Source organism: Micromonospora okii (genome assembly GCF_020884795.1).
Lineage (GTDB): Bacteria > Actinomycetota > Actinomycetes > Mycobacteriales > Micromonosporaceae > Micromonospora > Micromonospora okii.
The window spans coordinates 26,446-50,797 of sequence record NZ_BBZF01000033.1 but is presented as its reverse complement, the minus strand read 5'-3'; the positions used below and the strand labels follow the sequence as shown (position 1 = coordinate 50,797).

The window sequence follows — 24,352 nt, the reverse complement described above, 5'->3', positions numbered from 1 at the left end:
TGACCTTAGTCGCTCACTCCTGCGCACGGGGTTCGGCGGCCCGGTAGCGGGCGAGGGCCGGGAAGGCCACCGCCAGCAGCACCGCGAGCACCGCCGCGACGAGGCCCCCGCCGACCCAGGCCACGCCGGTGCCGAACCCGGCGGCCGTCGCGCCCGCGCGCAGGTCGCCGAGGCGCGGCCCGCCGGCGACGACCACCGTGTTGACCCCCTGGAGCCGGCCGCGCATCCGGTCCGGCGCGTAGACCAGCAGCATCGTCTGCCGCAGCACGGCGCTGACCAGGTCGGCGGCCCCGGCCAGGGCGAGCAGCACCACCACCAGCCAGAGCTGGCCGGCCAGCCCGGCGGCGGCGATGGCCAGCCCCCAGCCGACCACGGCGAGCACGAGCGCCAGGCCCTGCCGGCGCAGCCGGCCGATCCAGCCGGAGGTGAGCCCGCCCAGCATCGCCCCGGCGGCGATCGCGCTGTAGAGCCAGCCGACCGCCGCGCCGCCGCCGAACCGCTCCTGGGCCAGCTCGGGGAAGAGCGCCCGGGGCATGGCCAGCACCATCGCGATCAGGTCGATCACGAAGGAGAGCAGCAGCACCGGCGTGGTGGCCAGGTAGCGGAAGCCGTCCACGATGCTGGCCAGCCCCGCCCGGCGGGGCGCGGCGACGCCGTCCGGGTCCGGCTGCGGGGCCAACGACGGCAGCCGGAAGGTCGCCCAGAGCGAGACGGTGTAGAGCAGGGCGTCGACGGCGTACGCCACCGGGAGCCCGAGGTCGGTGCCCCAGGCCGCGAAGATCAGGCCGGCGGTCAGCGGCCCGAACACCGCGGCCGCCGTGAAGGTGGTGAAGTTGAGCGTGCTCGCGGCGGGCACCAGCTCGGGCGGGACCAGCCGGGGCAGGATCGCGCTGCGGGCCGGCGAGGTGATGGCGAACGCGGTGGACTGCACCGCCACCAGGGCCAGCAGCAGCACCGGGCTACCGACCCGCAGCAGCGCCTGGACCAGCAGCCCCAGCGTCGAGGCCCAGAGCAGCGTCCCGGCGGCGAGCAGCACCAGGCGGCGGTCCCGCACGTCGGCGACCGCGCCGCCCCAGAGGCCGAAGACGAGCAGCGGCACGAACCCGGCGACACCGATCAGGCCGACCCAGAGCGAGCCGCCGGTCAGGTCGTACATCTCGACGGGTACGGCCACGGCGGTGAACTGGAAGCCGAACATGGCCACCGCGTTGCCGAGCCACATCCGCCGGTACGCGGGCACGCCGAGCGGGCGCAGGTCGATCGCCCAGCGGCGCGCCCCGCGCGGCCGGGTCTGTCTGACGGCGGTCACGGGGCCAGTCTCTCCACCACCCACTCGCCGTCGTCGGCCGGCCCGGGGGCGGGCGCGGTGCGGCGGAACCGCAGCCGGTCGTGCAGCCGGCTGGCCCGCCCCTGCCAGAACTCCACGGTCTCGGGGCGCACCCGCAGCCCGCCCCAGTGCGGCGGGGCGGGGACCGCCTCGACGTCGGCGAACCGCTCGGCCGCCGCCCGGTAGCCGGCGTCCAGCGCCGCCCGGTCGGGGATCACCCGGGACTGGGGGCTGGCCCAAGCGCCGAGCTGCGCGCCGCGCGGCCGGGCGGCGAAGTACGCCTCCGTCTCCGCCCGGTCCACCGGCTCGATCCACCCGGCCACCACCACCTGCCGGTACGCCGGGAACCACGGGAAGACCAGGCTCGCGTGCGGGTTGGCCAGGGCCTCGCTCCCCTTGCGGGAGCCGTGGTTGGTGTAGAAGACGAAGCCCTCCGGGTCGTACCCCTTGAGCAGGACCGTGCGGGCGCTGGGCCGCCCGGCGGCGTCGGCGGTGCCGACCACCATCGCGTTGGGCTCGGGCAGGCCGGCGGCGACCGCGTCGGCGAACCAGCGGGCGAACTGGGCGTGCCAGTCGGCGGCCAGGCCCGACTCGGAAAGGCCCAGGTCGGCGGCGTACTCGTTACGCATCGCCGCCGGCACAGGTGTGTCACCCGTCACAGCTCCGACCTCCCTCGACGGCTCCCCGGCGCGGACGACGCTGGCCAGCCCGCAGCGTCCAGTCTCACGGAGCCCCGAAGGACGTGCAGCGGCGGGGATGTCGCGCGCAGCACAGTCGCAGTGGGTCGCGCAGTCGGTTACTCAGCAGGCAAGATGTCACGAACACATCCCTGAGGGTCGCCCATGGTGCTCGGCCGGCCGGGCCGGATGAGCCCGGGCGGGCGCATCGAGCAGATCCAGGAGAGAGCGACATGGCCGATTTCAAACCGGGCCTGGAGGGCGTCGTAGCCTTCGAGACCGAAATCGCCGAGCCGGACCGCGAGGGCGGCGCGCTGCGCTACCGCGGCGTGGACATCGAGGATCTGATCGGTCAGGTCTCCTTCGGCAACGTCTGGGCGCTGCTGGTCGACGGCCGCTTCGGCCCCGGCCTGCCGCCGGCCGAGCCGTTCCCGGTGCCGGTGCACTCCGGCGACATCCGGGTCGACGTCCAGTCGGCCGTCGCCATGCTCGCCCCGTACTGGGGGCTCAGCCAGCTCCTCGACATCTCCGACGAGCAGGCCCGCGAGGACCTGGCCCGGGTCTCCGTCACCGCGCTCTCCTTCGTCGCCCAGTCGGCGCGCGGCCTCGGCCTGCCGGCCGTGCCGCAGAAGGAGATCGACAAGGCGGAGACGATCGTCGAGCGCTTCATGAAGCGGTGGCGCGGCGAGCCCGACCCGCGCCACGTCAAGGCTGTCGACGCGTACTTCATCTCGGCCGCCGAGCACGGCCTGAACGCCTCCACCTTCACCGCCCGGATCGTCGCCTCCACCGGCGCGGACGCCGCGGCCTGCATCTCCTCCGGCATCGGCGCGCTCTCCGGCCCGCTGCACGGCGGCGCGCCCTCCCGGGTGCTCTCCATGCTGGAGGCCGTCGAGCGCAGCGGCGACGCCGAGGGCTACGTCCGGGGCGTCCTCGACCGGGGCGAGCGGCTGATGGGCTTCGGCCACCGGGTCTACCGGGCCGAGGACCCGCGCGCCCGCGTGCTGCGCCGCACCGCCAAGGAGCTGGGCGCGCCGCGCTTCGAGGTCGCCGAGGCGCTGGAGCGGGCCGCGCTGGCCGAGCTCCAGGCCCGCCGCCCGGACCGGGTGCTGGCCACCAACGTCGAGTTCTGGTCGGCCGTGGTGCTGGACTTCGCCGAGGTGCCGGCGCACATGTTCACCTCGATGTTCACCTGCGCCCGGATGGGCGGCTGGAGCGCGCACATCCTGGAGCAGAAGAAGCTCCAGCGGCTGGTCCGCCCGTCGGCCCGGTACGTCGGGCCGGCCGGCCGCAAGCCGCAGCAGGTCGAGGGCTGGGACGCCATCCCCCACGGCGTCTGAGGTGTAAGGAAGGGCCCCCTGTTAACGCTTTCTGCATAGGAAGGGCCCCCTCCTAACCACCCCGTCGGGGCCCGGGCCGCGAGTTCGCGGGCCGGGCCCCGCCTGCGTGTGGCGCACGCCTCAGCACGCGGGGTGGGACCAGCGCCGGCGCGGGCCGGCCCGGGTGCGAGGATGGGGGCTCGGCAGTGCCGCCGGACCGGGCTCGGATCCCGGCCTCCCGCGCGTTCCGCGCGGCGGGCGTCGGTCCGTGCCCGCATCAGGGCCCGCCCTCGCCCACGCGGAAGGATCTCGACAACCGTGGCTGACGTACCGACCATCCGGATTCCCGACGACATCAGGCCCGCCGACGGACGGTTCGGCTGCGGCCCGTCCAAGGTCCGTCCGGCGGCGGTCTCCGCCCTCGCCGACGCGGCGACCGGCTTCCTGGGCACCTCGCACCGGCAGAAGACCGTCCGCGACCAGGTCGCCCGGCTGCGTCGGGGCATCGCCGAGTTCTACTCCCTCCCCGAGGGGTACGAGGTGATCCTCGGCAACGGCGGCACCACCGCGTTCTGGGAGGTCGCCGCGTTCGGCCTGATCCGGGACCGGGCGCAGTTCGCCAGCTTCGGCGAGTTCGGCGCGAAGTTCGCCAAGTCGGTCAGCCAGGCGCCGTTCCTCGGCGAGCCGACCGTGCGCAAGTCCGAGCCGGGCAGCGCGCCGACGCTCCAGGCCGAGGCCGGCGTCGACGCGTACGGCATCCCGCAGAACGAGACCTCGACCGGCGTCGCCGTGCCGATCAGCCGGGTGGCCGGTGCCGACGAGGGCGCGCTGCTGCTGGTCGACGCCACCTCCGCCGCCGGCGGCCTGGCCGTGGACGTGGCCGAGACCGACGTCTACTACTTCGCCCCGCAGAAGTGCTTCGCCTCCGACGGCGGCCTCTGGCTGGCCCTGATGTCGCCGGCCGCGCTGGAGCGGGCCACCGAGATCAAGGCGTCGGGCCGGTACATCCCGGCCTTCCTCGACCTGGTCACCGCGATCGACAACTCGCGGCTGGAGCAGACGTACAACACCCCGGCGCTGGCCACCATCTTCCTGGCCGCCGAGCAGACCGACTGGATGAACGAGCAGGGCGGCCTGGCCTGGGCGGCCAAGCGCACGGCCGAGAGCGCCGGCATCGTGTACGGCTGGGCGGAGCGCTCCGCCGTGGCGACCCCGTTCGTCACCGACCCGGCGCTGCGCTCCAACGTGGTCGCCACCATCGACTTCGCCGACGGGGTGGACGCCGCCGCGATCGCCAAGGCGCTGCGGGCCAACGGCATCGTCGACACCGAGCCGTACCGGAAGCTGGGCCGCAACCAGCTCCGCGTCGCGCTCTACCCGGCGGTCGAGCCGTCCGACGTGGAGGCGCTGACCGCCTCGATCGACTACGTGGTCGAGCGGCTCTGAGACCAGTCACAGTGGGTGGTCGCCGGGGCACCGGCGGCCACGCACTGTGATCATTTTCGCAGCTCACCCGCGACATGCGGGTGCCACATCCCCCACCTGCCGCCGGATGGGCGTACGGTGGGGTGTGACGCCCGGGTGGCCGACCCGTGGCGTTCGGCCAGCGAAGCGGGACGGAGGCAACGCTCATGCGCCCAGTACGCTTCGTCGCCCTCTCCGAGGACGGCCAGGCGCTGGTGCTCGCCGACGAGGTCGGGCGGCTGCTCGCCCTGCCCATCGACGAGCGGATTGCCGGTGCCCTCCACAGCGAGCCGGGCGCGCCCCCGCTCACCGTGGTGCCGACCACCGCCGACCCGGTGCCGTCGCTGTCCCCACGCGACATCCAGGCCAAGATCCGCTCCGGCGAGTCCGCCGAGGACGTGGCCCGCGTCGCGGGCGTCCCGGTCGACCGGGTGCTGCGCTACGCCGGCCCGGTGCTCCAGGAGCGGGCCATGCTCGCCCAGCACGCGCGGCGCACCCGACTCAAGGGCGCCGACAAGCCGACCCCGCTGGCCGACGTGGTCAACGGGCGGCTGGCCCAGCACGGGATCGACACCGAGAAGATCTCCTGGGACGCGTACCGCCGCGACGACGGCACCTGGCGGATCATCGCCACCTGGCCGTCGGGCAAGGCCACCGCGCAGGCGGTGTGGGATCTCGACAAGACCCGGCAGCACGTCACCCCGCACGACGACATGGCGCAGTACCTCTGCGCCGAGCGGCCCACGCCGATCCTCGGCCAGGAGCCGGCGGCGGAGCGGGGCGGCCACGCGCTGCCCGGCCCGACGCGCGTCGAGCCCGGCCGGGGCGGCCACGGGCTGCCCGCGGCGGCCGGCGAGCACAGCCGCCCGGGGCGCGACCCGATCCGCGCCGGGCGGGACGCCCTGCTCGCCTCGCTGGACCGCCCGCTCGGCTCGACGTCCGGGCGGGGCCTCGAGCCGCGTACGCCGGCCGCGCTCGCCGGGTCCGACGCGCCCCGGCAGCGGCCGGTCGGCGGCGGGGCTGCGGCCCTGCTCGGCGGCGGCCAGGGCTCCGCGTTCGACGACGACTCGGACGCGCCGAAGGAGGTCCCCGCCGTGCCGTCGCTGGCGGTGCTGCGGCCCCGCCGGACGGGCCCGGCGGCTGCGGCGGCCGGTGGCGGGAACGAGCCGGCCGAGGCCGCCAGCAAGCCGCGCAAGCGGCTGCCGAGCTGGGACGACGTGCTCTTCGGCGGCGGCCCGGCGGCCCGCGAGTCCTCCTGACCCACCGACGCGACGCACCCGGCCCGACCGGCTAGATCGGCCAGGCCGCCAGCCGGTCGTACGTCGGCCGGGGCCCCTGGTGGCTGCGGACCAGCACCAGCTCGGCGGCCCGCCACGGCGGCCCCAGGTAGTCGTGCAGGGCCTCCCGGTCGGCGGCCACGTCGGCGGGGTCGATCCGGTCGCCCGGCCGGGCGATGGTCAGGTGCGCGCGGAACGGCTTCTCGTCGTGCGGCAGCCGACCCCGACGTAGCCCGGCGCGGACCAGCCGGGCCAGCACGGACAGCGCCTCGGCCTCGCCCCGCACGTCCACCCAGAGCACGGTGAACCGGCCCCGGCCGAAGCTGCCCCCGCCGCCGAGGCGCAGCGCCGGGGAGCCGGACCGGCCCGCGCGGAACGTCTCGGCGGCGAGGCCGAGGGCGCTCTCCACGGCCACGAGGCGGCCGGCGTCGACCTCGCCGAGGAAGGCGAGGGTGAGGTGCGCGTTCGCCGGGTCGGCGAGCCGGACTCCTGCGCCGGCCGCCGCCGCCCGACCGACGCGGAGGCGGGCCACCTCGGCGGCCAGGTCGGTCACCGCGTCGGGCGGCGGGTAGACCGCGACGAAGAGCCGCACGTTCCCGCGTTCAGCGGTGCCGCTGGCGGCGCGGCGCGCGGGCGGCCGGCAGGGTCAGGCCGGCGGCGTGCAGCATCCCCTCGACGCGGACGCGCTCGATCTGCCGGTCCACGCCCTCCAGCTCGCCGAGGTGCTCGGCCAGGCCGAGGCAGCGGCACGCGGCCCGCAGGTGCGCGTCGTACGCGTCGACGACGGCGGCGTGCCAGACCACCGGCCGGCCGTTGGGGTTGACCCGCTGGTCGCCGAAGCGGCGCAGGTCGGCGGCAATCTCCTCCAGCGGGCGGCGGCCCTCCCGGTCGAACTCGGTGAGGTCGATGCCCCGGGTCAACGAGTCGGCCTCGACGGCCCGGTCGAGCCGGGCGATCGTGCGCCGTTCCCGGCGGTGGTCGCGCCACTCGGCGTACCGGCAGGCGACCCGGTCGATGATCTCGTCGGCGCAGAAGACCAGCGCGAAGGCGACCGGCAGGCTCGCGACGGCGACGAAAGCCAGGGCAAGGAGTATCGCTCGGCCTACCTCCACGTATCGACGCTAAGCCCCCGCGCGCCTTACCGCCACCACTTCCCGAACATTCGTGAATGTCGATTGTTACGGCTGTTAAGAGGGGGCCCCTGCCATACCTCAGGCGTTAACAGGGTGCCCTTCCTTCTCGCAGACGTAGAAGCGGGGGGACGGGAGCATCCGCAGGCGCAGCCGGGCGCCCGAGTGGCGGAGCTGCCAGGCGAGCGCGATCAGGGCGGTGGCCAGCGAGATCAGCCCGCCGATCCAGATGCTCGCGCCGGCGCCGAAGGTCTCGGCGAGCCAGCCGACCACCGGCGCGCCGACCGGGTTGGTGCCGAGGAAGACCAGCACCCACAGCGCCATCACCCGCCCCCGGAAGGCGGCGTCGGTGCCGAGCTGCACCCGCTGGTTCGCGGCCTGGGCGAAGAAGACCATGAAGAAGCCGGCGGGCAGCAGCAGCGCCACCACCATCCAGTACGCCGGGGCGAGCCCGACCAGCGTGCCGAAGATCGCGCAGCCGATGGCCGCGCCGAGCACCAGCCACACCGACGGGCGGCTGCGCCGCCCCGTGCCGGCCAGCGCCCCGACCAGCGCGCCCACGGCCAGGGCGGCGCTGAACAGGCCGAACGTGGCGGCCCCGGTGTTGAAGACGGTCTTGGCCAGCGCGGCGAGGGTGAGCTGGAAGTTGAACAGGCTCATCCCGATCACCGACATCACGGCCATCGGCAGCAGCAGGTCGGGGCGGCGGGCGACGTACCGCAGCCCGTCGACCACCTTGGCGGAGTCCCGCTCGGCGAGCGGCGGGAGGTCCTTGCGGTACAGGTCGGCGGTGCGCATCCGCACCACGTTGGCCAGCGGGGCGAGCGAGGTGACGGCGGTGAAGAGGAACACCGGGCCCACGTCGACGGCGGCGATGGCCAGGCCGGCCACGGCCGGGCCGACGATGCGGGCCGAGTTGAACACCGCAGCGTTCAGCGACAGCGCGTTGGGCAGCAGCGAGGTGCCGACCAGCTCGGAGACGAACGCCTGCCGGACGGGGGTCTCCACGGCGTTGGCGACGCCGAGCAGGCCCGCGAAGACGAAGACGTGCCAGAGCTGGACCAGGCCGGTGAGCACCAGCAGGCTCATCCCGAACGCCAGCACCGTCCAGAAGGCGTTCGCGACGAAGAGCAGCACGCGCTTGTCGTACCGGTCGGCGAGCCGTCCGGAGGGCAGGGTGAGCAGCAGCACGGGGGCGAACTGCAACGCGGTCACCACGCCGAGCGCGGTGGCCGAGTCGTCGGAGAGCTCGAGGACGAGCCAGTCCTGGGCGATGAACATCATCCAGACGCCGATCAGTTTGATCAGTTGCCCGGATGCGAAGAGCCGGTAGTTACGGACCTGCAGTGACTGGAACATCGTGCTCAACTTCGCCTGCACCCTGGCTGCGCCTCCTCGCGGTCGTACGCCTCATCGGCGGTGGACGGCGGACGGCGCGGACGCGGTCAGGCGCGGTCAGGCACGGGCGAGTCGTTGCAGGACCTCGGCGGCCCGCCGCAGCGTCTCCCGATCCTCCTCGGGCAGTTCGGCCAGCCGGTGGGCCAGCCACTCGTCGCGGGCCCGCTCGAACTGGTCGAGCACGGCCCGTCCCCCCTCGGTCGCCGCGAGGATGACCTGGCGGCCGTCGGTCGGGTGGGGGGTGCGCTGCACGAGGCCACGCTCCTCCAACTTCGCGACGATCCTGGTCATCGTCGGCGGCTGCACCCGTTCCACGTCGGCCAGTTCCCTGGGCGTCAGCGCGCCCGCCAGCCGGAGGCTGGTGAGCGCGGAGAGCTGGGTGACCGTCAGGTCGCCCACCGGTCGGGCCTGTCGGACCCGCCGGTTGAGCCGGGTGATCGCATCACGCAACTGGGGGGCCAGCTGCGCCGGTGGCACGCGTTTCGCCGTCACCGTCCGCTCCGTCACGATAGTTAGCCTAACTAATTAGCCGGTCGACCGACATGCGATATGAGCAGGCTCACCGGCGGTACGGGCCGTAACGGCCGGGGTGCCCGATCCGGCACCCCGGCCGTCGACCACGGCGTCGGCCCCCTAGAGGACCACGGACTCGATCGGCCCGCGCAGGAAGTAGAGGACGAAGAGCGCGGCCACCCCGTACAGCAGGGGATGCACCTCGCGGGCCTTGCCCCGGGCCACCTTGACCAGCACGAACGTGATGAGCCCCGCGCCGATGCCGTTGGAGATCGAGTACGTGAACGGCATCAGGGCGATGGTGAGGAACGCCGGGATGGCGATCTCGTAGTCCGTCCAGTCGATCGTCCGCACGGCGGTCATCATCAGGAAGCCGACCACCACCAGCGCCGTCGACGCCGCCTCGAACGGCACCACCAGCGACAGCGGCGCGAGGAACATCGCCAGCAGGAACAGGGCGCCGGTGACCAGGTTGGCCACCCCGGTCCGGGCGCCCTCCGCCACACCGGCGGCGCTCTCGATGTACGACGTGTTGCTGGAGACGCTCGCCGCGCCGCCCGCCGCCGCGGCGAGCGAGTCGACCAGCAGGATCTCCTTCGCACGCGGCGGGACGCCGTGCTCGTCGAGCATGCTCCCCTCCTGGCCGATCGCGACCATCGTCCCCATCGTGTCGAAGAAGTCCGTGATCAGCACCGTGAAGACGAACATCAGCGGGACGAGCCAGCCCACCCGGGTCCAGGAGTCCAGCACGTTGAAGTTGCCCAGCAGCGACAGGTCGGGGACGTCCACGAGCTTCTTCGGCAGCTCCGGCACGTTCAGCGCCCAGCCCTTGGGGTTGGCCTGGCCGTTGACGAAGGACGGGCCGACGTGGGCCACGGCCTCCACGACGATCGCCAGCACCGTCGAGGCGAGGATGCCGATCAGGATCGCGCCCCGCACCCGGCGGACCACCAGCACGATCGTGACCAGCAGGCCCACCACGAAGACCAGCAGCGGCCAGCTCACGATCTCGCCGTTGATGCCGAGCCCGACCGGGACGGTGGTGTTCGCCGCGTCCGGGATGCGGCGCACGAAGCCCGCGTTCACCAGGCCGATGATCGTGAGGAAGAGGCCGATGCCGACGCCGATCGCGGTCTTGAGCTGGGTGGGCACCGCGCGGAACACGGCGGTACGCAGGCCGGTCAGCACCAGGACCGCGATGATGAGACCCTCGATCACCACCAGGCCCATCGCGTCGGCCCAGGTCATCTGCGGGGCGATCTCGTACGCCACCAGCGCGTTCACGCCGAGGCCGGCGGCCATCGCGATCGGGAACCGGCCGACGACGCCCATCAGGATCGTCATCACGCCCGCCACCAGGGCGGTCGCGGCGGCCAACGCGGGGATGGCCAGTTTCTTGCCGTCGCCGTCGACGGCGCCGCCGAGGATCAGCGGGTTGAGCACCACGATGTACGCCATCGTGAAGAAGGTCGCCAGACCGCCCCGAATCTCCCGGCCGGGCGTGGAGCCGCGAGCGGTGATCTCGAAGAATCGGTCGAAACCGTTACGGGGGTGGGCGGGATCGGGCGGTGTGCCGTTGTCCGGCGGCGCAATGGCCATCAGGTCCTCGCAGGTGATCTTCCGTCAGTCGCGCGCATCGTCGCAGATCACACGCCTACTCGGAAAGTTGATCGCGTACGCTTGCCCCCGTGCGACAGGAGCAACCCCCGCCGCGGCCCGAGCCGCTCGACCCGCCGATGGTGCCGTTCGCGGTCGCCGGGTTGATCGCGTGGGCGGTCGCCGGCCTGGCGCTACTGGTCTTCTTCCGCGACTGGCTCACCGAGCACGGGCACCAGAACTGGCTCTGGACCTGCCTGGCCGGGTTCCTGTGGGGCTTTCCCGGTCTCGCCGTGATGATGCGTCATGACGCGAACCGACGTCGCCGCCGTGCCGCGACGCGTCCCGGTCAGCCGGCCGACGCCGGCTGATCCACCGCCATCGCCTCGACCGCGCTGTCGTCGTAGACCGTGGGCAGCTCCTCGACCGGAGTGTCGGCCGCCTCGACCAGGGTCTCCGAGTGCGCGCCGCAGCCGTGGTCGGCGCTGACCACCCGACCGTCGTCGGGTGCGTAGAAGTTGCCGCAGGCGCCGAAGGACTGCCGCAGCGCGCCGGCCAGCGGCAGGTAGAAGCCGCAGGTGCCGCAGCGGGCCGCCGCCGGGGCGGCCGTGGAGATCGGCGCGGACGGGCCGTGGTCGCCGTCGTACCAGCGCTGGGCGGTCTCGGCGCGCCCCTCGCGGGAGAGCACCCGGGGCCGCCCGAGGCCCAGCTCCCAGGCGGTCTCCTCGACGGCCGGGTCGTCGGAGAGGAGGTAGCCGGGGGCGAGGCGCTCGTCGTCCGGCGGGGTGGGCAGCAGGTCGCCGGGGCCGAGGTCGCCCGGCGCGACCCGCTCCTGCCAGGGCAGCCAGCCGGGGGCGAGCAGCGCGTCGGGGCCGGGCAGCAGGACCGTCTCGCAGATCGTGACCTTGCGGCTGCGCGGCACCCGGGTCACGGTGACGGCCCAGCGCCAGCCCCGGTACCCGGCGAGCCGGCACTCGAAGTAGTGGGTGACGACCCGGTCGCCCTCGGCGACCACCTGGAGGTGATCGCCGATGTCGGAGGGCTCCACCTCGGTGATCGCGTCGCGGGCCACCTCGACGGCGGCGGCGCAGACCTGGTCGAGGCGGGCGGCACGAGCGGAGACGGGCCTGGTCACCCAACCATTGTTCCCCATGCGTGCCAACGGCCGACAGGCACTCCCCGAGGTTGTTCTCGGGCCGTGCTGGCGCGGGGGTGGGGTGGATGGGCGAGGATGGTGCAATGCCGCTGTTCTCCCGCTCCGGGTCCTTCCTCGGACGCACCGTCGGCACCGGCATCCGCGCCGCCCGCCTGCTGGTGCGCGGCTCCGCGCGCGGCGGGCGCTGGATGACCCGCCAGGCCGGCTCGGCCCGGGCCCGGGGCGCCGGCGGCGAGGCCGGCATGGTCCGCCTGTTCGACCTGCACGCGGTCTCCTGCGCCGGGGACACCCTCATCGCCATCGGGCTCGCCGGCACGATCTTCTTCGACGTGCCGCTCGGCGAGGCGCGCAGCAAGGTCGCGCTGTACCTGCTGGTCACGATGGTCCCGTTCGCCATGCTCGCGCCGGTGGTCGGCCCGCTGCTCGACCACTTCCGGCACGGCCGGCGGTACGCGCTCGCCGCCACCATGCTCGGTCGGGCCTTCCTCGCCTGGCTGATCTCCGACCACATGAACGGCTTCGGCCTGTACCCGGCGGCCTTCGGGGTGCTGGCGCTCTCCCGCGCGTACGGGGTGGCCCGCTCGGCGGCGGTGCCCCGGCTGCTGCCCGAGGGGCTCGGCCTGTCCCAGGTCGGTGCGCGGGCCAGCGTCTACGGCACGGTGGCGGGCGGGCTGGTCGCCCCGATCGGGCTGGCCGCGTTCTGGTTCGGCCCGCAGTGGCCGCTGCGAGTCGCCTCCGTGATCTTCCTGGTCGGCATGGTGGTCGCGCTGCGGCTGCCGCCCCGCGCCGACTCGGACCCGCCCGAGCGGGTTCCCCGCCCGCTGCGCGCGCTCAGCCGGCGCTCCGCCGGGGACCGCCCCCTGGGGCGCGGACGCCCCGCCGGCCGCCTCGTCATCGCCACCCTGGCCGGCGCGGCGCTCCCCCGCGCCGTGTACGGCTTCCTGCTGCTCTTTCTCGCCTTCGCGCTGAAGAAGGGCGACCTGACCACCGACTTCTTCGGCCGGGACCTGGGCGCGGAGGTGGCGCTCGGCCTGGTCGGCGGGGCGCTGGCGGTGGGCACCTTCCTGGCCACGGCGGTCGGCACCCGGCTGCGCATCCACCGACCCACCGCGATCCAGTCCAGCAGCGCGGTCGTCGTGGCGGGCACGGCGGTCCTCGCCACGATCCAGTTCTCGCTGCCCATGGTGGCGCTGCTCTGCCTGGTCGCCGCGCTGGCCAGCGGGGTGTCGAAGCTCGCCGTCGACGCCTCGATCCAGGAACGCATCCCGGAGCGGCTGCGGGCCAGCTCGTTCGCCCACTCCGAGACGGCGCTGATGCTCGCCTTCGTGGCCGGCGGCGGCCTCGGCCTGGTCCCCTTCGACGGGCGGCTCGGCATCGCCGTCGCCGCGGGGGTCGGCGTGCTCGCCGCCGCCCGGGGCACGTACGTCGCCGCAAAGCTGCGCGACGAGCGGCTGGTCGGCCGCCCGCTCGGCGACGAGGAGCTGGCCGACCAGGACGAGCAACCAGCCGACCAGGACGCGGAGCCGGCCGACCGACCGGACGCGGAGCCGGCCGTGCCGGCCCCCGTCTCGCCCGCCGCCGCCCCCGCCCAGGCCGCGCACCGCGACCCCGCGCACCGGTCCGACCCGCGCCCCGCCGACGTCCCGGGGACGGCCCCGCCCGGGTACCACATCTACCGGCCCTCCTCCGCCGTCGCCGGCTCCGGCCTGGGCGCGGGCGACGACGAGACCCGCCGGGAGCCTCGGGGGCCGGTGTCGTGACCGGACTGCTCGTGGTGACGGCGGTGCCCGCCGAGGCCGACGCGATCCGCGCCGGCCTCCCACCCGCCGCCAACCTCCCCGGGCCCGTCCCGGGTCGTCCGGGGGCGGCGTCCGGCGAAGGGGTGACCGTGGTGTCCGTCGGGGTGGGCCCGGCCGTCGCCGGGGCCGCCACGGCCCGGCTGCTGGCGCTCGCCGAGACCACCGGCCGCCCGTACGGGGCGGTGCTCAGCGCGGGAGTCGCCGGCGGCTTCGTCGGCCGGGTGGCGGTCGGCGGGACGGTCCTGGCCACCCGCAGCGTCGCGGCGGACCTCGGCGCCGATTCGCCGGAGGGCTTCATCCCCGTGGACGAGCTGGGCATGGCGCCCGAGCTGCTCGGCGGCGGGACCGCCATCCCCGCCGACGCGGCTCTGCTCGACGCGCTGCGCACCGCCCTGCCGGCGGCCACGGTCGGCGCCGTGCTCACCGTGAGCACCGTGACCGGCACCGCCACCGGCACCGCCGCGCTCGCCGACCGGCACCCGGACGCCGTGGCCGAGGCCATGGAGGGGTACGGGGTCGCGGTCGCCGCCGCCCAGGCCGGCCTGCCCTTCGCCGAACTGCGCACGGTCTCCAACCCGATCGGCCCCCGCGACCGTGGCGCGTGGCGATTGCGCGAAGCGCTCGCCGCCCTCACCACGGCCGCCGCCGCCTTCCCCACGGCCGCCGCCACCCTGACCTGAGCCGAGCCGGCGGCGGTCAGCTCCGCCACCAGCGCCGGCGCGAGCCCGGCGGCGTGCGGTCGAGGCAGAGCTTCCACGGCCGCTCCCTCGCCAGCCGGTACCCGCAGGCGAGCAGCAGGTCCACCCCGCCGACCGCGGCGACGGCGTGCGCCGCGAGGATCCCCGCCCGCTCCATCTCGAGAGTCAACGCCTCCACCAGACGCCGCCCGATGCCGAGCCGCCGGCACGCCATCGTCACCAGGATGCCGTCCAGCACGATTTCTCGCTCCCCGGCGTCGATCAGGTCGCCGTACTGCAGTCGGGGGCTACGCTCGTGGGCCCGCAGTTCTCCGAGCAACCGGCCGTCGGGCAGCTCCGCCACGAACCGCCAGCACGTCGCCGGCAGACCGTCGTCGACGACCCGGCGGATCACGACCTCGCGGCGGATCCGGTCGGCCCACCGTCGCCGGTCCCGGTAGCGGCGGTTCAGCTGGTACGTCGCCGCCGGCACCGGGCGCGGCCACTGCTCCGGCCGCAGCTTGTACCACTCCGCCCACCAGGCGCCCGGCCAGTCCTTCGGGTCATGTACCTCCCAGACGTCCAGGTGCGCCGGATACCGCCGTCCGGCCTCGTCCCGCATCCCGTCGTGCGGCACGAACGGCACCGGTACCGGCTCGTCGGGCGGCAGATCGGGCCCGTGCGCGTCCGGCGCGCCGATCGCCAGCCGCCCTCCGGCCGCCCTCACCAACCGCTCCACCGTCCGGAACCGCGGGTTCCCCGCCCGCCCCGACTCGATCCGCGCCAGCGTCGCCTGGGGCACCCCCGCCCTGGCGGCGAGTCCCCGTTGGCTCAGGTCCGCCCGCCGACGCAGCGCCCGGAGCAGGCCACCCAGCTCCACTCCCGCCGCCCCGTCGGGCTCCGTCGCCCCAGCGTCCGCCGCCCCGGACTCTCCCACTGCGGCTTCCACCGCCCTGGGCTCCGCCGCCCTGGGCTCCGCCGCCCTGGGCTCCACCGCTGTGGGCTGAGCCATGCCCGGCTCCGCCGGCTCTGGTTGCGCTGTCTCGTCCACGACCCGATGCTGCCGCCGCTCCGATCGATCCTCAACAGGCCCCGCCCGCCTGTGGACAACCTGTGGATAACTGCGCCGCCTTGGGGATAGCAGGCATCACCGCAGCCCCTTTGGAGCTGAGTCATTGCCGACATCACGTCCGGCCGGCCTCCACGGGACAACGGGGCGGCGTGGCCAGTCCACCCGCCACGAGTCGTTCCGGCACGCGAGCCCTCATCGATACGTGAGCCCTCGCCGACACATGGCTCTTCACCGGCCCATGAGTCTTCATCCGCACGTGAGTCTTCACCTGCACGTGAGTCGTCGCCGACATCAGCTCCATAGGCGAGGCAACACCCTCCTCTGCCGGCTACCCGTCACGAAGGGTGACGGCGAATTCGGCGACGGGGCGGTGAGAGCCGTGGTGGGGTCACGGGGAGCCGTGGCGGGGCATCCGGGCGCCGTGACGGGGCACTGGCAGCCGTGGCGGGCACTGGGCGGGGTGATGGGGCGGGAGCCCGTGGCGGGGACGGGGATACGGTGGGGGTGTGGCGCTCACCCTGGCGATCTCGCCCTGCCCCAACGACACGTTCGTCTTCGACGCCCTGGTGCACGGCCGGGTGCCCGGTGCCCCGCCCGTCGAGGTGACGTACGCCGACGTGGACGTCACGAACACCGCCGCCGAGCGCGGCGCGTTCGACCTGGTGAAGGTGAGCTACGCGGCGCTGCCGTGGCTGCTGGACGACTACCACCTGCTGCCCTGCGGGGGCGCGCTCGGCCGGGGCTGCGGCCCGCTGGTGCTGACCCGGGGCGACGCGGCGGCCGGCAACGTGGCGGGCACGGAGGGAGCGGGCGGGGCTGCCGACCTGAGCGGGGCGACCGTGGCGGTGCCCGGCGACCGGACCACCGCGTACCTGCTGTTCCGGCTCTGGTCGGCGCAGCGGCCCCCGGCGCGGATCGAGGTGGTGCCGTTCCACGAGATCATGCCGGCGGTGGCCGCCGGTCGGTACGACGCGGGGCTGGTGATCCACGAGGCGCGGTTCACGTACCCCCGGCACGGGCTGACCGCGCTGGTCGACCTCGGCCAGTGGTGGGAGGGCGACACGGAGCTGCCGATCCCGCTCGGCGCGATCCTGGCCCGGCGGGGCGCCGTCGACCCGGTCGAGGCGGCCGGCTGGATCCGCGAGTCGGTCCGCCAGGCGTGGGCCGACCCGGCGGCCAGCCGGGAGTACGTGCTGGCCCACGCCCAGGAGATGGAGCCCGACGTGGTGGACCGGCACATCGGCCTCTACGTCAACGAGTTCACCGCGGACCTGGGGGACGCGGGGTTCGCCGCCGTGGAGGCGCTGCTGGGCCGGGCCGCCGACGCCGGGCTCGTGCCCCGGGTCTCCCGCCCTCAGACCTCCAGCTCGCGCGCCACCGCGTGGACGAGCTGAGCGATCTTCTGCGCGGTCTTCCTGTCCGGGAAGCGGCCCCGCCGCAGGTCCGGCTGGACCTTCGCCTCCAGTACCTTGATCATGTCCTCGACGAGGCCGTGCAGCTCCTCCGCCGGCCGCCGCCGCAGCTCCGCCACCGAGGGCGGCGCCTCGAGGAGCTTGACCCCCATCGCCTGCGCGCCCCGGCGGCTGTCGACCACGCTGAAGTCGACCCGCTGGCCGCCCTTGAGGTCGGTGACACCCGCCGGTAGCGCGCCCTTGGGCAGGAACACGTCGCCACCTTCGTCGCTGGTGACGAACCCGTATCCCTTGGCCGCGTCATACCACTTCACTCGACCCGTCGGCACCTGAGAACCTCTGCTTCGCTCGAACCGTCTACTGCTTCCAGGCTAGCCGGATCATGGCCTCCAGCGCCGCCGGGAATCCGCGGAGATCGTCCAGGACGACCCGCGCCCCGGCGGAGCGCAGCTCCTCGGCCGAGCAGGGGCCGGTGACCACCGCGATCCCCGGGATCCCGGCCGTCCCGGCGGCCACCATGTCGGCGGTGTGGTCGCCGACGTACAGGGTCGCGCCGTGCGCGCGCAGCGCCGTCGTCTTCTCCTCGGCGAAGAGGTCGCCGGCCAGCTCGTCGACGGCCAGCCCGAGGTGGTCCAGGTGCAGCCGGGCCAGCCGGCCCATCTTCGCGGTGACCACCAGGACCCGGCCGCCGTGGGCGCGCACGGCCGCGAGGGCCTCGACCGCGCCGGGCATCGGCAGGGTCGGGGTGATCGCGTACGCCGGGTAGAGCTCCCGGTACGCCTCGACGGCCGACTCGACCTGCTCGGGCGGGAACCAGCGGGCGATCTCCACGCGCAGCGGCGGACCCAGCCGCGACACGGCCGCGTCGGCGTCCACGGCGACGCCGGTGCGCGCGGTCAGCGCCCGGAACGCCGCGGCGATGCCGGGACGCGAGTCGACCAGGGTCATGTCGAGATCGAAACCGACGGTCAGGGGAGGCATGCCCGGAAAGGTACCCGGCCGACACCGCCCAGCCGGACGTCGGAGGGGCACGACGGCCCCGAAGCGGGCTAGCGTGGAACGACGATGACCATCTCACTCGCCGACCATCTGCGGACGCTGCCCGACGAGTCCCTGGCCGCCCTGCTCCAGTCGCGGCCCGACCTCGTCGTGCCCGTGCCGGCCGACGTGTCCGCGCTCGCGCTGCGCGCCCAGTCCCGGGTCTCCGTGACCCGCGCGCTCGACGGGCTGGACCGGTTCACCCTCGCGATCCTCGACGCCGCCCGGCTGACCCGGAGCCCGGACGACGGCACCACCTCGACCGAGGCGGTCCTCGCCATGGCCACCGCCGGGCCGCGCCCGCCCGCCCCGGCCACCATCCGGGGCGCGGTGAACCGGCTGCGCACGCTCTTCCTGCTATACGGCCCGGAGCACGAGCTGCGCGTGGCCGACGGCGTGGACGAGGTCACGCCGTACCCGGCGGGGCTGGGGCGGCCGGCGGGGGAGCTGGACGCGCGGGCGGCGGCCCTCTGCACGGACCCGGCGAAGCTGCGCCGCACGCTGCTCGCCGCGCCCCCGTCGGCGCGGGCGATCCTGGACCGGCTCGCCGCCGGCCCGCCGGTGGGCAGCGTGCCCCCGGGTGCGCTCCAGGCCCCGCCGCTCGGGGCGGAGGACAGCCTCCCGCCGGACCCGACCAACGGCGGCGCGCCGACCGGGTCGCCGGTGCGCTGGCTGGTCGACGCCCGGCTGCTGGTGCAGGTCTCCGCCGGCACGGTGGAGCTGCCCCGCGAGGTCGCCCTGCTGCTGCGCCGCGACAGCGGCCCGCTCGGCCCGCTGGCCGCCAGCCCCCCGCCGGTCACGGCCCCGGCCCGCGAGGCCAAGGCCGTCGACTCGGCGGGGACCGGGCAGACCATGGAGGTGGTACGGCACACCGAGGCGCTGCTGGAGCTGCTGGCCGCCGAGCCGGCGCCGGTGCTGCGCTCGGGCGGGATCGGGGTGCGCGAACTGCGGCGGCTGTCCCGGGCGCTGGCGCTGGACGAGCCGACCACCGCCCTGCTGCTGGAGGTCGCGTACGCGGCGGGGCTGCTCGGGGAGCTGGAGCTGGGCGGCGCGGCCACCGGCCGGTACGGCGCCGACCAGCAGGTCCTGCCCACCGGGGCGTACGAGGCGTGGCGGGCTCTGTCGCTGGCCCGGCGCTGGGAGCAGCTCGCCCGGGCCTGGCTGCTGATGACCCGCCAGGCGGGCCTGGTGGGGCAGCGCGACGACCGGGACCGGCCGATCAACGCGCTCTCGCCCGAGGCGGAACGGGCCGGCGCGCCGGCCGCCCGCCGGTCGGTGCTGGCGGTGCTGGCCGACCTGGAGCCGGCCACCGCGCCGACGGAGGAGGAGGTGCTGGCGCTGCTCGACTGGCGCTCCCCCCGACGCAGCCGGGGGCGGGAGGCCACCCACCGGGAGGTGCTGGCCGAGGCGGCGCGGCTCGGGGTGACCGGGCTGGGCGCGCTCACCTCGTACGGGCGGCTGCTGCTGACCAACCTCGTGGAGGCCGGCGAGCGGGGCGGGGACGACCCGCTCGGGCTGCGCGCCGACGCCGAGGACGCCTCCACTGCGGCGCGGGCGCTGGACGCCCTGCTGCCCGCCCCGGTCGACCACTTCCTGATGCAGGCCGACCTGACGCTCGTGGTGCCCGGCCCGCCCGACCCGGGGCTGGCCGGCGAGCTGGAGGTGGTGGCCGAGCACGAGTCGGCGGGCGGGGCGAGCGTGCACCGGGTCACCCCGGCGAGCGTGCGCCGGGCCCTGGACGCCGGGTACTCGGCCGACGACCTGCACGACCTGTTCCGCCGCCGGTCCCGCACCCCGGTCCCGCAGGGGTTGACGTACCTGGTGGACGACGTGGCCCGCCGGCACGGCGGCCTGCGGGTCGGCTCCGTCGGCGGGTACGTGCGCAGCGACGACGAGGCGCTGCTCGCCGAGGTGCTGGCCGACCGGCGGCTGGAGTCGCTGGCGTTGCGCCGGCTGGCCCCGACGGTGCTGGTCACCCCGTACCAGGTGAACCGGATGCTGACGGCGTTGCGCGACGCCGGGTACGCCCCGGTGCCGGAGGACGCCTCGGGCTCGGTGGTGCTGGCCCGGCCGCGCACCCGGCGGGCCCCGGCCCGGCCCTCGGTGACCACCCGGGCGCTCGACCCGCTGGTCCCGCCGAAGCTGGCCCTGCCCCGGCTGCTCGGCGTGGTGGAGCAGATCCGGCGGGGCGAGGCGGCGGCACGGGCGGCCCGGCGGGCCCCGGCGGTGGTGCGCGGCGGCACGGCCGGCGCCGGCCCGACCCCGGTGCACGGGCACGCCGACGCCCTCGCCGTGCTCCAGCAGGCGGTGCGGGACCGGGCGCTGGTCTGGGTCGGCTACGTCGACCCGCACGGGGCGACCGTGTCCCGGCTGGTCCGGCCCGTGTCGATCGGGGCGGGCTACCTGCGCGCCGAGGACGACCGCACGGAGATGCTGCACACCTTCGCCCTGCACCGCATCACCGCCGCCGTCCTGGAGACCTGACCACGCGCCCCGGTCGAGCCCCCGTCCCCGGTCAACGGCGGCTGCGCCGCACCGTCCCGACCACGGCGACGGCCAGCAGCAGGGCGAACCCGGCCCCGGCGGCCTCCCCGACGGACGCCACGAAGCCCTGCCGCTGGACCAGCCACCCGTAGAGGAACCAACCGACGAGGACGACGGCGGCGACCCCGTAGCCGACCACCGTGGCCGTGGTGACCGCGAGGCCGGGCGCGGAGTCGTCCTCGGCGGTCACCTCGTGGTCGACGCTCATCGCCGCCGCCTCAGGTGCCGGGCCGGCGACCGAAGAGGACCACCTTGCTGCCGATCTTGCCCAGCTCCCAGGCGCGGCGGGCGTCGGCGGGGAGCAGGTTGACGCAGCCGTGCGAGCCGATCGACTTCTCGTGCAGGTAGGTGGTGGTCTCGTGGTAGCCCATCCCCCGGGTGAAGTGCTGCCAGTACGGCAACCACACCTCGTACGGGTCGGACCACTCCTTCAGGTTCCGGTAGTTGATCGTGTAGGTGCCGGCGGGGGTGGCGTAGCCGGGCATCCCGGTCCGGGTCACCGTCGGCCCCCAGACGACCTTCCCGCCGCGCAGCGCCCAGGTGGTCTGCCGGGTCAGGTCGATGCAGAAGGTGGTGCCGGACGAGGCCGCCTTGCAGCGGCGGGTGTCGGTGGTGGCCAGCCGCTTCGCCACGTCGTACGTGGTGGGGCCGGCGCGCCCGGCGGCCGGGCGGATGTCGTACCGCTGCTGGAACTTCTTGATCGCGGCGCAGTCGGCGGCGGACTGGCGGCCGTCCACGGTCAGCCGCCCGAACCCGCCCAGCTTGGCCAGGTACGTCTCCACCGCGCGCTGGTGCTCGCCCTGCGGGCAGCCGGCGAGCCCGACGGGGGTCGGCCTCGGCCGCTCGGGCGTCTTCGACGGGGTGGGCTTCGGCGCGGGCTTCGCCTTCGCGCGGGTGGGCTTCGGCTTCGGCTTCGACTTCGTGCGGGTGAGCTTCGGCCGGGCCCGCCGATCGGAGTCGGACGAGCCGCCCGCCCCCGTTCGCTCCCCGACCGGGCCGGACTGGGCGATCCCTCCCCCACGGCCACCCCGGTCGGCCTGCTGCTCGGGCGTGCACGCACCGACCCCGACCAGCGTGACCACGGCCAGGGCGACAACCCCGGCTCTGCTCCCTATGTGCCTCATGAGACCTCCCGGGGCGGTCGTCCCCTAGCTAGACGCTGGATGTACCGGGCTGGTTGCACTAGGTGTCCGATTTTCTGCCCTCAACCGCTTCCGTGCAAGACTGGATGGTCGGCCCGGGGCGGATCAGCAGCTCCCGTGGGGTGCCGGCGACCGGCCGAGGAGAGGACGACGGCGTGAGCGGTGGGCCACTGATCGTGCAGTCGGACAAGACCCTGCTGCTGGAGATCGACCACCCCGACGCGCGGGCGTGCCGGATGGCCATCGCGCCGTTCGCCGAGCTGGAGCGCTCCCCCGAGCACGTGCACACGTACCGGCTGACCCCACTCGGGCTGTGGAACGCCCGCGCCGCCGGCCACGACGCCGAGGGCGTGGTCGACACGCTGATCAAGTACAGCCGCTACCCGGTGCCGCACGCGCTGCTGGTCGACGTGGCCGAGACGATGGACCGGTACGGCCGGCTCCAGCTCGCCAACGACCCGGCGCACGGCCTGGTGCTGCGCGCCCTGGACCGGGTGGTCCTGGTCGAGGTCGCCAAGAGCAAGAAGCTGGCCGGGATGCTCGGCGCGAAGCTCGACGACGACACGATCGCGGTGCACCCGTCGGAGCGGGGCCGGCTCAAGCAGGCGCTGCTGAAGCTCGGCTGGCCGGCGGAGGACCTGGCCGGGTACGTCGACGGCGAGGCGCACCCGATCGAGCTGGCCGAGGCCGGCAAGGACGGCGGGAAGCCCTGGACGCTGCGGTCGTACCAGCGGGAGGCCGTCGAGGCGTTCTGGGCCGGCGGGTCGGGCGTGGTGGTGCTGCCCTGCGGGGCGGGCAAGACCCTCGTCGGGGCGGCGGCCATGGCCGAGGCGAAGGCCACCACGCTGATCCTGGTCACGAACACGGTCGCCGGGCGGCAGTGGAAGCGGGAGCTGATCGCCCGCACGTCGCTGACCGAGGAGGAGATCGGCGAGTACTCGGGCGAGCGCAAGGAGATCCGGCCGGTCACCATCGCCACGTACCAGGTGCTCACCTCCCGGCGCAAGGGCGCGTTCACGCACCTGGACCTGTTCGGGGCGCGCGACTGGGGCCTGGTCGTCTACGACGAGGTGCACCTGCTGCCCGCGCCGATCTTCCGGTTCACGGCGGACCTCCAGGCCCGCCGCCGGCTCGGCCTCACGGCCACGCTGGTACGCGAGGACGGCCGGGAGGGCGACGTGTTCAGCCTGATCGGCCCCAAGCGGTACGACGCGCCGTGGAAGGACATCGAGTCGCAGGGCTGGATCGCCCCGGCCGAGTGCACCGAGGTACGGGTGACGCTGACCGACGCCGAGCGCATGTCCTACGCGACGGCGGAGGCCGAGGAGCGTTACCGGATGGCGGCGACCGCCCGCACCAAGCTCCCCGTGGTCCGGGCGCTGGTCGACCGGCACCCCGACGACCAGGTGCTCGTCATCGGCGGGTACATCGACCAGTTGCACCAGCTCGGGGAGTACCTCGACGCGCCGATCGTGCAGGGGTCGACCACGAACAAGGAGCGGGAGCGGCTGTTCGACGCGTTCCGCTCGGGCGAGGTGCGTACTTTGGTCATCTCGAAGGTCGGCAACTTCTCCATCGACCTGCCGGAGGCGGCGGTGGCGATCCAGGTCAGCGGCACGTTCGGGTCGCGGCAGGAGGAGGCGCAGCGGCTCGGCCGGGTGCTGCGCCCGAAGGCCGACGGGAGGCAGGCCCACTTCTACACGGTGGTGAGCCGGGACACGATCGACACGGAGTACGCGGCCCACCGGCAGCGCTTCCTGGCCGAGCAGGGGTACGCGTACACGATCGTGGACGCCGACGACGTCCTCGGCCCGAAGCTACCCACTGTCGACTGACCCGCCCCCGCCTGGGCCGCGCCCGGTCACCTGGGTCGCGCGCCCGGCCCCGGCTGGTCGCGCGCCCGGTCCCGGCTGGGCCGCGCCGTGTCGCGGCTGGGCCGCGCCATGTCGCCGACGAGGCGGTATCCCGGACCCCCGGATGCCGCCATGTCGCCGACCCGGCGACGCCAGGCACGCCAGCCCCGGCTAATTGCCTTGTTGGCCCGGTGGCCCGCGTCTAGCGTGAGCTGATGATCTCTGCGCGGCTGGCGGTAACCCTCGATGCGCGCGACCCGGCACGCCTGGCCCGGTTCTGGGCCGGCCTGCTCGGCCGGGAGGTCGTGGCGGACGCCGACGGCGCGCTCCTGCCCGGCGGGGAGGGCCAGGTCGGCCTCCGGTTCGTCCCGGGTCACGCCGAGACGCTGGGGCCGAACCGCCGGCTGCACCTCCACCTGACCAGCGACAGCCTCGCGGACCAGCAGCGGAAGGTGGCCACGGCGCTGGGGCTCGGCGGCGGCCACCTCGATGTCGGGCAGCGCCCCGAGGAGGGGCACGTCGTCCTGGCCGACCCCGAGGGCAACGAGTTCTGCGTGATCGAGCCCGGCAACAACTTCCTCGCCGGGTGCGGCCCGCTCGGCGAGCTGGCCTGCGACGGCACCCGCGAGGTCGGCCTCTTCTGGAGCACGGCGCTGGGCTGGCCGCTGGTGTGGGACGAGAACGGGGAGACCGCGATCCAGTCCCCGCAGGGCGGCACCAAGGTCGCGTGGGGAGGGCCGCCCGTGGCCCCGAAGACGGGACGGAGCCCGCAGCGCTTCGACCTCACCCTGACCGGCGGCGGCGACCAGGCGGCGGAGGTCGACCGGCTGCTCTCTCTCGGGGCCACCCGCCTCGGGGTGGATGCGGGCGGCGTGGTCGAGCTGGCCGACCCGGACGGCAACGAGTTCCGCGTCCGCGCTTGATCGACACCACGTCGCCGGCACGGCGGGGTCCCTGG

General features: G+C 74.9%; 23 protein-coding genes. 10 read left to right on the top strand and 13 right to left on the bottom strand.

Going from position 1 to position 24,352, the window contains the following annotated elements; all coding sequences use genetic code 11:
• Positions 1–13 precede the first annotated feature (13 nt).
• Entirely contained in the window at positions 14–1,309 is a 1,296-nt protein-coding gene (locus tag LPU43_RS28315) for an MFS transporter (RefSeq protein ID WP_229403614.1), read from the bottom strand.
• A complete protein-coding gene (gene pdxH / locus LPU43_RS28310; protein WP_229403613.1) occupies positions 1,306–1,956 on the bottom strand; it encodes a pyridoxamine 5'-phosphate oxidase in 651 nt (216 codons plus the stop codon). Before pdxH ends, LPU43_RS28315 begins: the two co-directional genes overlap by 4 nt.
• Positions 1,957–2,237: 281 nt before the next feature.
• On the opposite strand from pdxH, the gene LPU43_RS28305 reads away from it, so the two are divergent.
• The 3 genes from LPU43_RS28305 (at position 2,238) to sepH (ending at position 6,046) form a co-directional block, all read left to right on the top strand.
• Complete coding sequence (locus tag LPU43_RS28305; RefSeq protein ID WP_229403612.1) at positions 2,238–3,344, top strand: citrate synthase 2; 1,107 nt, start codon at positions 2,238–2,240, stop codon at positions 3,342–3,344.
• Between the two features lie 297 nt (positions 3,345–3,641).
• A complete protein-coding gene (gene serC / locus LPU43_RS28300; protein WP_229403611.1) occupies positions 3,642–4,769 on the top strand; it encodes a phosphoserine transaminase in 1,128 nt (375 codons plus the stop codon).
• A 185-nt stretch (positions 4,770–4,954) separates the two neighbouring features.
• Positions 4,955–6,046, top strand: a complete 1,092-nt coding sequence (gene sepH / locus LPU43_RS28295; protein ID WP_229403610.1) for a septation protein SepH — start codon at positions 4,955–4,957, stop codon at positions 6,044–6,046.
• 31 nt (positions 6,047–6,077) lie between these two features.
• Here the strand turns inward: sepH and thpR are convergent, their stop codons facing one another.
• The 5 genes from thpR to LPU43_RS28270 form a co-directional block, all read right to left on the bottom strand.
• Entirely contained in the window at positions 6,078–6,656 is a 579-nt protein-coding gene (thpR, locus tag LPU43_RS28290) for an RNA 2',3'-cyclic phosphodiesterase (RefSeq protein ID WP_229403609.1), read from the bottom strand.
• 10 nt (positions 6,657–6,666) lie between these two features.
• Positions 6,667–7,176: a hypothetical protein gene (locus LPU43_RS28285; protein WP_229403608.1), complete on the bottom strand. Its 510-nt coding sequence runs from the start codon at positions 7,174–7,176 to the stop codon at positions 6,667–6,669.
• Between the two features lie 99 nt (positions 7,177–7,275).
• Positions 7,276–8,574, bottom strand: a complete 1,299-nt coding sequence (locus LPU43_RS28280) for an MFS transporter (RefSeq protein ID WP_229403607.1) — start codon at positions 8,572–8,574, stop codon at positions 7,276–7,278.
• Positions 8,575–8,649: 75 nt separating this feature from the next.
• Entirely contained in the window at positions 8,650–9,099 is a 450-nt protein-coding gene (locus LPU43_RS28275; protein WP_229403606.1) for a MarR family winged helix-turn-helix transcriptional regulator, read from the bottom strand.
• Positions 9,100–9,225: 126 nt separating this feature from the next.
• Positions 9,226–10,704 (bottom strand): NCS2 family permease, encoded by a 1,479-nt coding sequence (locus LPU43_RS28270; protein ID WP_229403605.1) that lies wholly within the window; start codon positions 10,702–10,704, stop codon positions 9,226–9,228.
• An 89-nt stretch (positions 10,705–10,793) separates the two neighbouring features.
• On the opposite strand from LPU43_RS28270, the gene LPU43_RS28265 reads away from it, so the two are divergent.
• Positions 10,794–11,072: a DUF2530 domain-containing protein gene (locus tag LPU43_RS28265; RefSeq protein WP_255686681.1), complete on the top strand. Its 279-nt coding sequence runs from the start codon at positions 10,794–10,796 to the stop codon at positions 11,070–11,072.
• Here LPU43_RS28265 and LPU43_RS28260 read toward each other — a convergent pair.
• A complete protein-coding gene (locus LPU43_RS28260) occupies positions 11,051–11,854 on the bottom strand; it encodes a DUF3027 domain-containing protein (protein ID WP_229403604.1) in 804 nt (267 codons plus the stop codon). The genes LPU43_RS28265 and LPU43_RS28260 overlap by 22 nt on opposite strands.
• 86 nt (positions 11,855–11,940) lie before the next feature.
• Here LPU43_RS28260 and LPU43_RS28255 point away from each other — a divergent pair, with 86 nt between their 5' ends.
• Together LPU43_RS28255 and LPU43_RS28250 are read left to right on the top strand one after the other, a co-directional pair.
• A complete protein-coding gene (locus LPU43_RS28255; protein WP_229403603.1) occupies positions 11,941–13,617 on the top strand; it encodes an MFS transporter in 1,677 nt (558 codons plus the stop codon).
• Positions 13,614–14,336: a futalosine hydrolase gene (locus tag LPU43_RS28250; protein WP_229403602.1), complete on the top strand. Its 723-nt coding sequence runs from the start codon at positions 13,614–13,616 to the stop codon at positions 14,334–14,336. Before LPU43_RS28255 ends, LPU43_RS28250 begins: the two co-directional genes overlap by 4 nt.
• Before the next feature lie 16 nt (positions 14,337–14,352).
• On the opposite strand, the gene LPU43_RS28245 is transcribed toward LPU43_RS28250, so the two are convergent.
• The gene (locus LPU43_RS28245; RefSeq protein WP_229403601.1) at positions 14,353–15,345 is read right to left on the bottom strand and encodes a helix-turn-helix domain-containing protein; all 993 of its coding nucleotides are present in this window, start codon (positions 15,343–15,345) and stop codon (positions 14,353–14,355) included.
• A gap of 566 nt (positions 15,346–15,911) precedes the next feature.
• On the opposite strand from LPU43_RS28245, the gene LPU43_RS28240 reads away from it, so the two are divergent.
• Complete coding sequence (locus LPU43_RS28240) at positions 15,912–16,799, top strand: 1,4-dihydroxy-6-naphtoate synthase (RefSeq protein ID WP_229403600.1); 888 nt, start codon at positions 15,912–15,914, stop codon at positions 16,797–16,799.
• On the opposite strand, the gene LPU43_RS28235 is transcribed toward LPU43_RS28240, so the two are convergent.
• Both LPU43_RS28235 and LPU43_RS28230 read right to left on the bottom strand, forming a co-directional pair.
• On the bottom strand, positions 16,760–17,146 hold the full coding sequence (locus LPU43_RS28235; protein ID WP_088997128.1) for a cold-shock protein: 387 nt from the start codon (positions 17,144–17,146) through the stop codon (positions 16,760–16,762). The two genes, LPU43_RS28240 and LPU43_RS28235, sit on opposite strands and share 40 nt — an antisense overlap.
• 28 nt (positions 17,147–17,174) lie before the next feature.
• Complete coding sequence (locus LPU43_RS28230; RefSeq protein ID WP_229403599.1) at positions 17,175–17,798, bottom strand: HAD family hydrolase; 624 nt, start codon at positions 17,796–17,798, stop codon at positions 17,175–17,177.
• A gap of 84 nt (positions 17,799–17,882) precedes the next feature.
• Between LPU43_RS28230 and LPU43_RS28225 the strand changes: the two genes are divergently transcribed.
• Entirely contained in the window at positions 17,883–20,339 is a 2,457-nt protein-coding gene (locus LPU43_RS28225) for a helicase-associated domain-containing protein (protein WP_229403598.1), read from the top strand.
• A gap of 31 nt (positions 20,340–20,370) precedes the next feature.
• Here LPU43_RS28225 and LPU43_RS28220 read toward each other — a convergent pair whose 3' ends face one another.
• Both LPU43_RS28220 and LPU43_RS28215 read right to left on the bottom strand, forming a co-directional pair.
• A complete protein-coding gene (locus LPU43_RS28220) occupies positions 20,371–20,607 on the bottom strand; it encodes a hypothetical protein (RefSeq protein WP_229403597.1) in 237 nt (78 codons plus the stop codon).
• A gap of 10 nt (positions 20,608–20,617) precedes the next feature.
• Positions 20,618–21,523, bottom strand: coding sequence for a L,D-transpeptidase family protein (locus LPU43_RS28215; RefSeq protein ID WP_229403596.1), 906 nt, complete (start codon positions 21,521–21,523; stop codon positions 20,618–20,620).
• A 173-nt stretch (positions 21,524–21,696) separates the two neighbouring features.
• On the opposite strand from LPU43_RS28215, the gene LPU43_RS28210 reads away from it, so the two are divergent.
• Positions 21,697–23,376, top strand: coding sequence for a DNA repair helicase XPB (locus LPU43_RS28210; protein ID WP_229403595.1), 1,680 nt, complete (start codon positions 21,697–21,699; stop codon positions 23,374–23,376).
• A gap of 233 nt (positions 23,377–23,609) precedes the next feature.
• Entirely contained in the window at positions 23,610–24,317 is a 708-nt protein-coding gene (locus LPU43_RS28205; RefSeq protein WP_229403594.1) for a VOC family protein, read from the top strand.
• The last annotated feature ends 35 nt before the right edge of the window (positions 24,318–24,352 follow it).

Bases quoted from the DNA above. Each gene is read 5' to 3' on its own strand.
- pdxH (WP_229403613.1), bottom strand. From the start codon at position 1,956: ATGCGTAACGAGTACGCCGCCGACCTGGGCCTTTCCGAGTCGGGCCTG.
- LPU43_RS28305 (WP_229403612.1), top strand. From the start codon at position 2,238: ATGGCCGATTTCAAACCGGGCCTGGAGGGCGTCGTAGCCTTCGAGACC.
- sepH (WP_229403610.1), top strand. From the start codon at position 4,955: ATGCGCCCAGTACGCTTCGTCGCCCTCTCCGAGGACGGCCAGGCGCTG.
- LPU43_RS28270 (WP_229403605.1), bottom strand. From the start codon at position 10,704: ATGGCCATTGCGCCGCCGGACAACGGCACACCGCCCGATCCCGCCCAC.
- LPU43_RS28260 (WP_229403604.1), bottom strand. From the start codon at position 11,854: ATGGGGAACAATGGTTGGGTGACCAGGCCCGTCTCCGCTCGTGCCGCC.
- LPU43_RS28255 (WP_229403603.1), top strand. From the start codon at position 11,941: ATGCCGCTGTTCTCCCGCTCCGGGTCCTTCCTCGGACGCACCGTCGGC.
- LPU43_RS28245 (WP_229403601.1), bottom strand. From the start codon at position 15,345: ATGGCTCAGCCCACAGCGGTGGAGCCCAGGGCGGCGGAGCCCAGGGCG.
- LPU43_RS28230 (WP_229403599.1), bottom strand. From the start codon at position 17,798: ATGCCTCCCCTGACCGTCGGTTTCGATCTCGACATGACCCTGGTCGAC.
- LPU43_RS28225 (WP_229403598.1), top strand. From the start codon at position 17,883: ATGACCATCTCACTCGCCGACCATCTGCGGACGCTGCCCGACGAGTCC.
- LPU43_RS28220 (WP_229403597.1), bottom strand. From the start codon at position 20,607: ATGAGCGTCGACCACGAGGTGACCGCCGAGGACGACTCCGCGCCCGGC.
- LPU43_RS28215 (WP_229403596.1), bottom strand. From the start codon at position 21,523: ATGAGGCACATAGGGAGCAGAGCCGGGGTTGTCGCCCTGGCCGTGGTC.
- LPU43_RS28205 (WP_229403594.1), top strand. From the start codon at position 23,610: ATGATCTCTGCGCGGCTGGCGGTAACCCTCGATGCGCGCGACCCGGCA.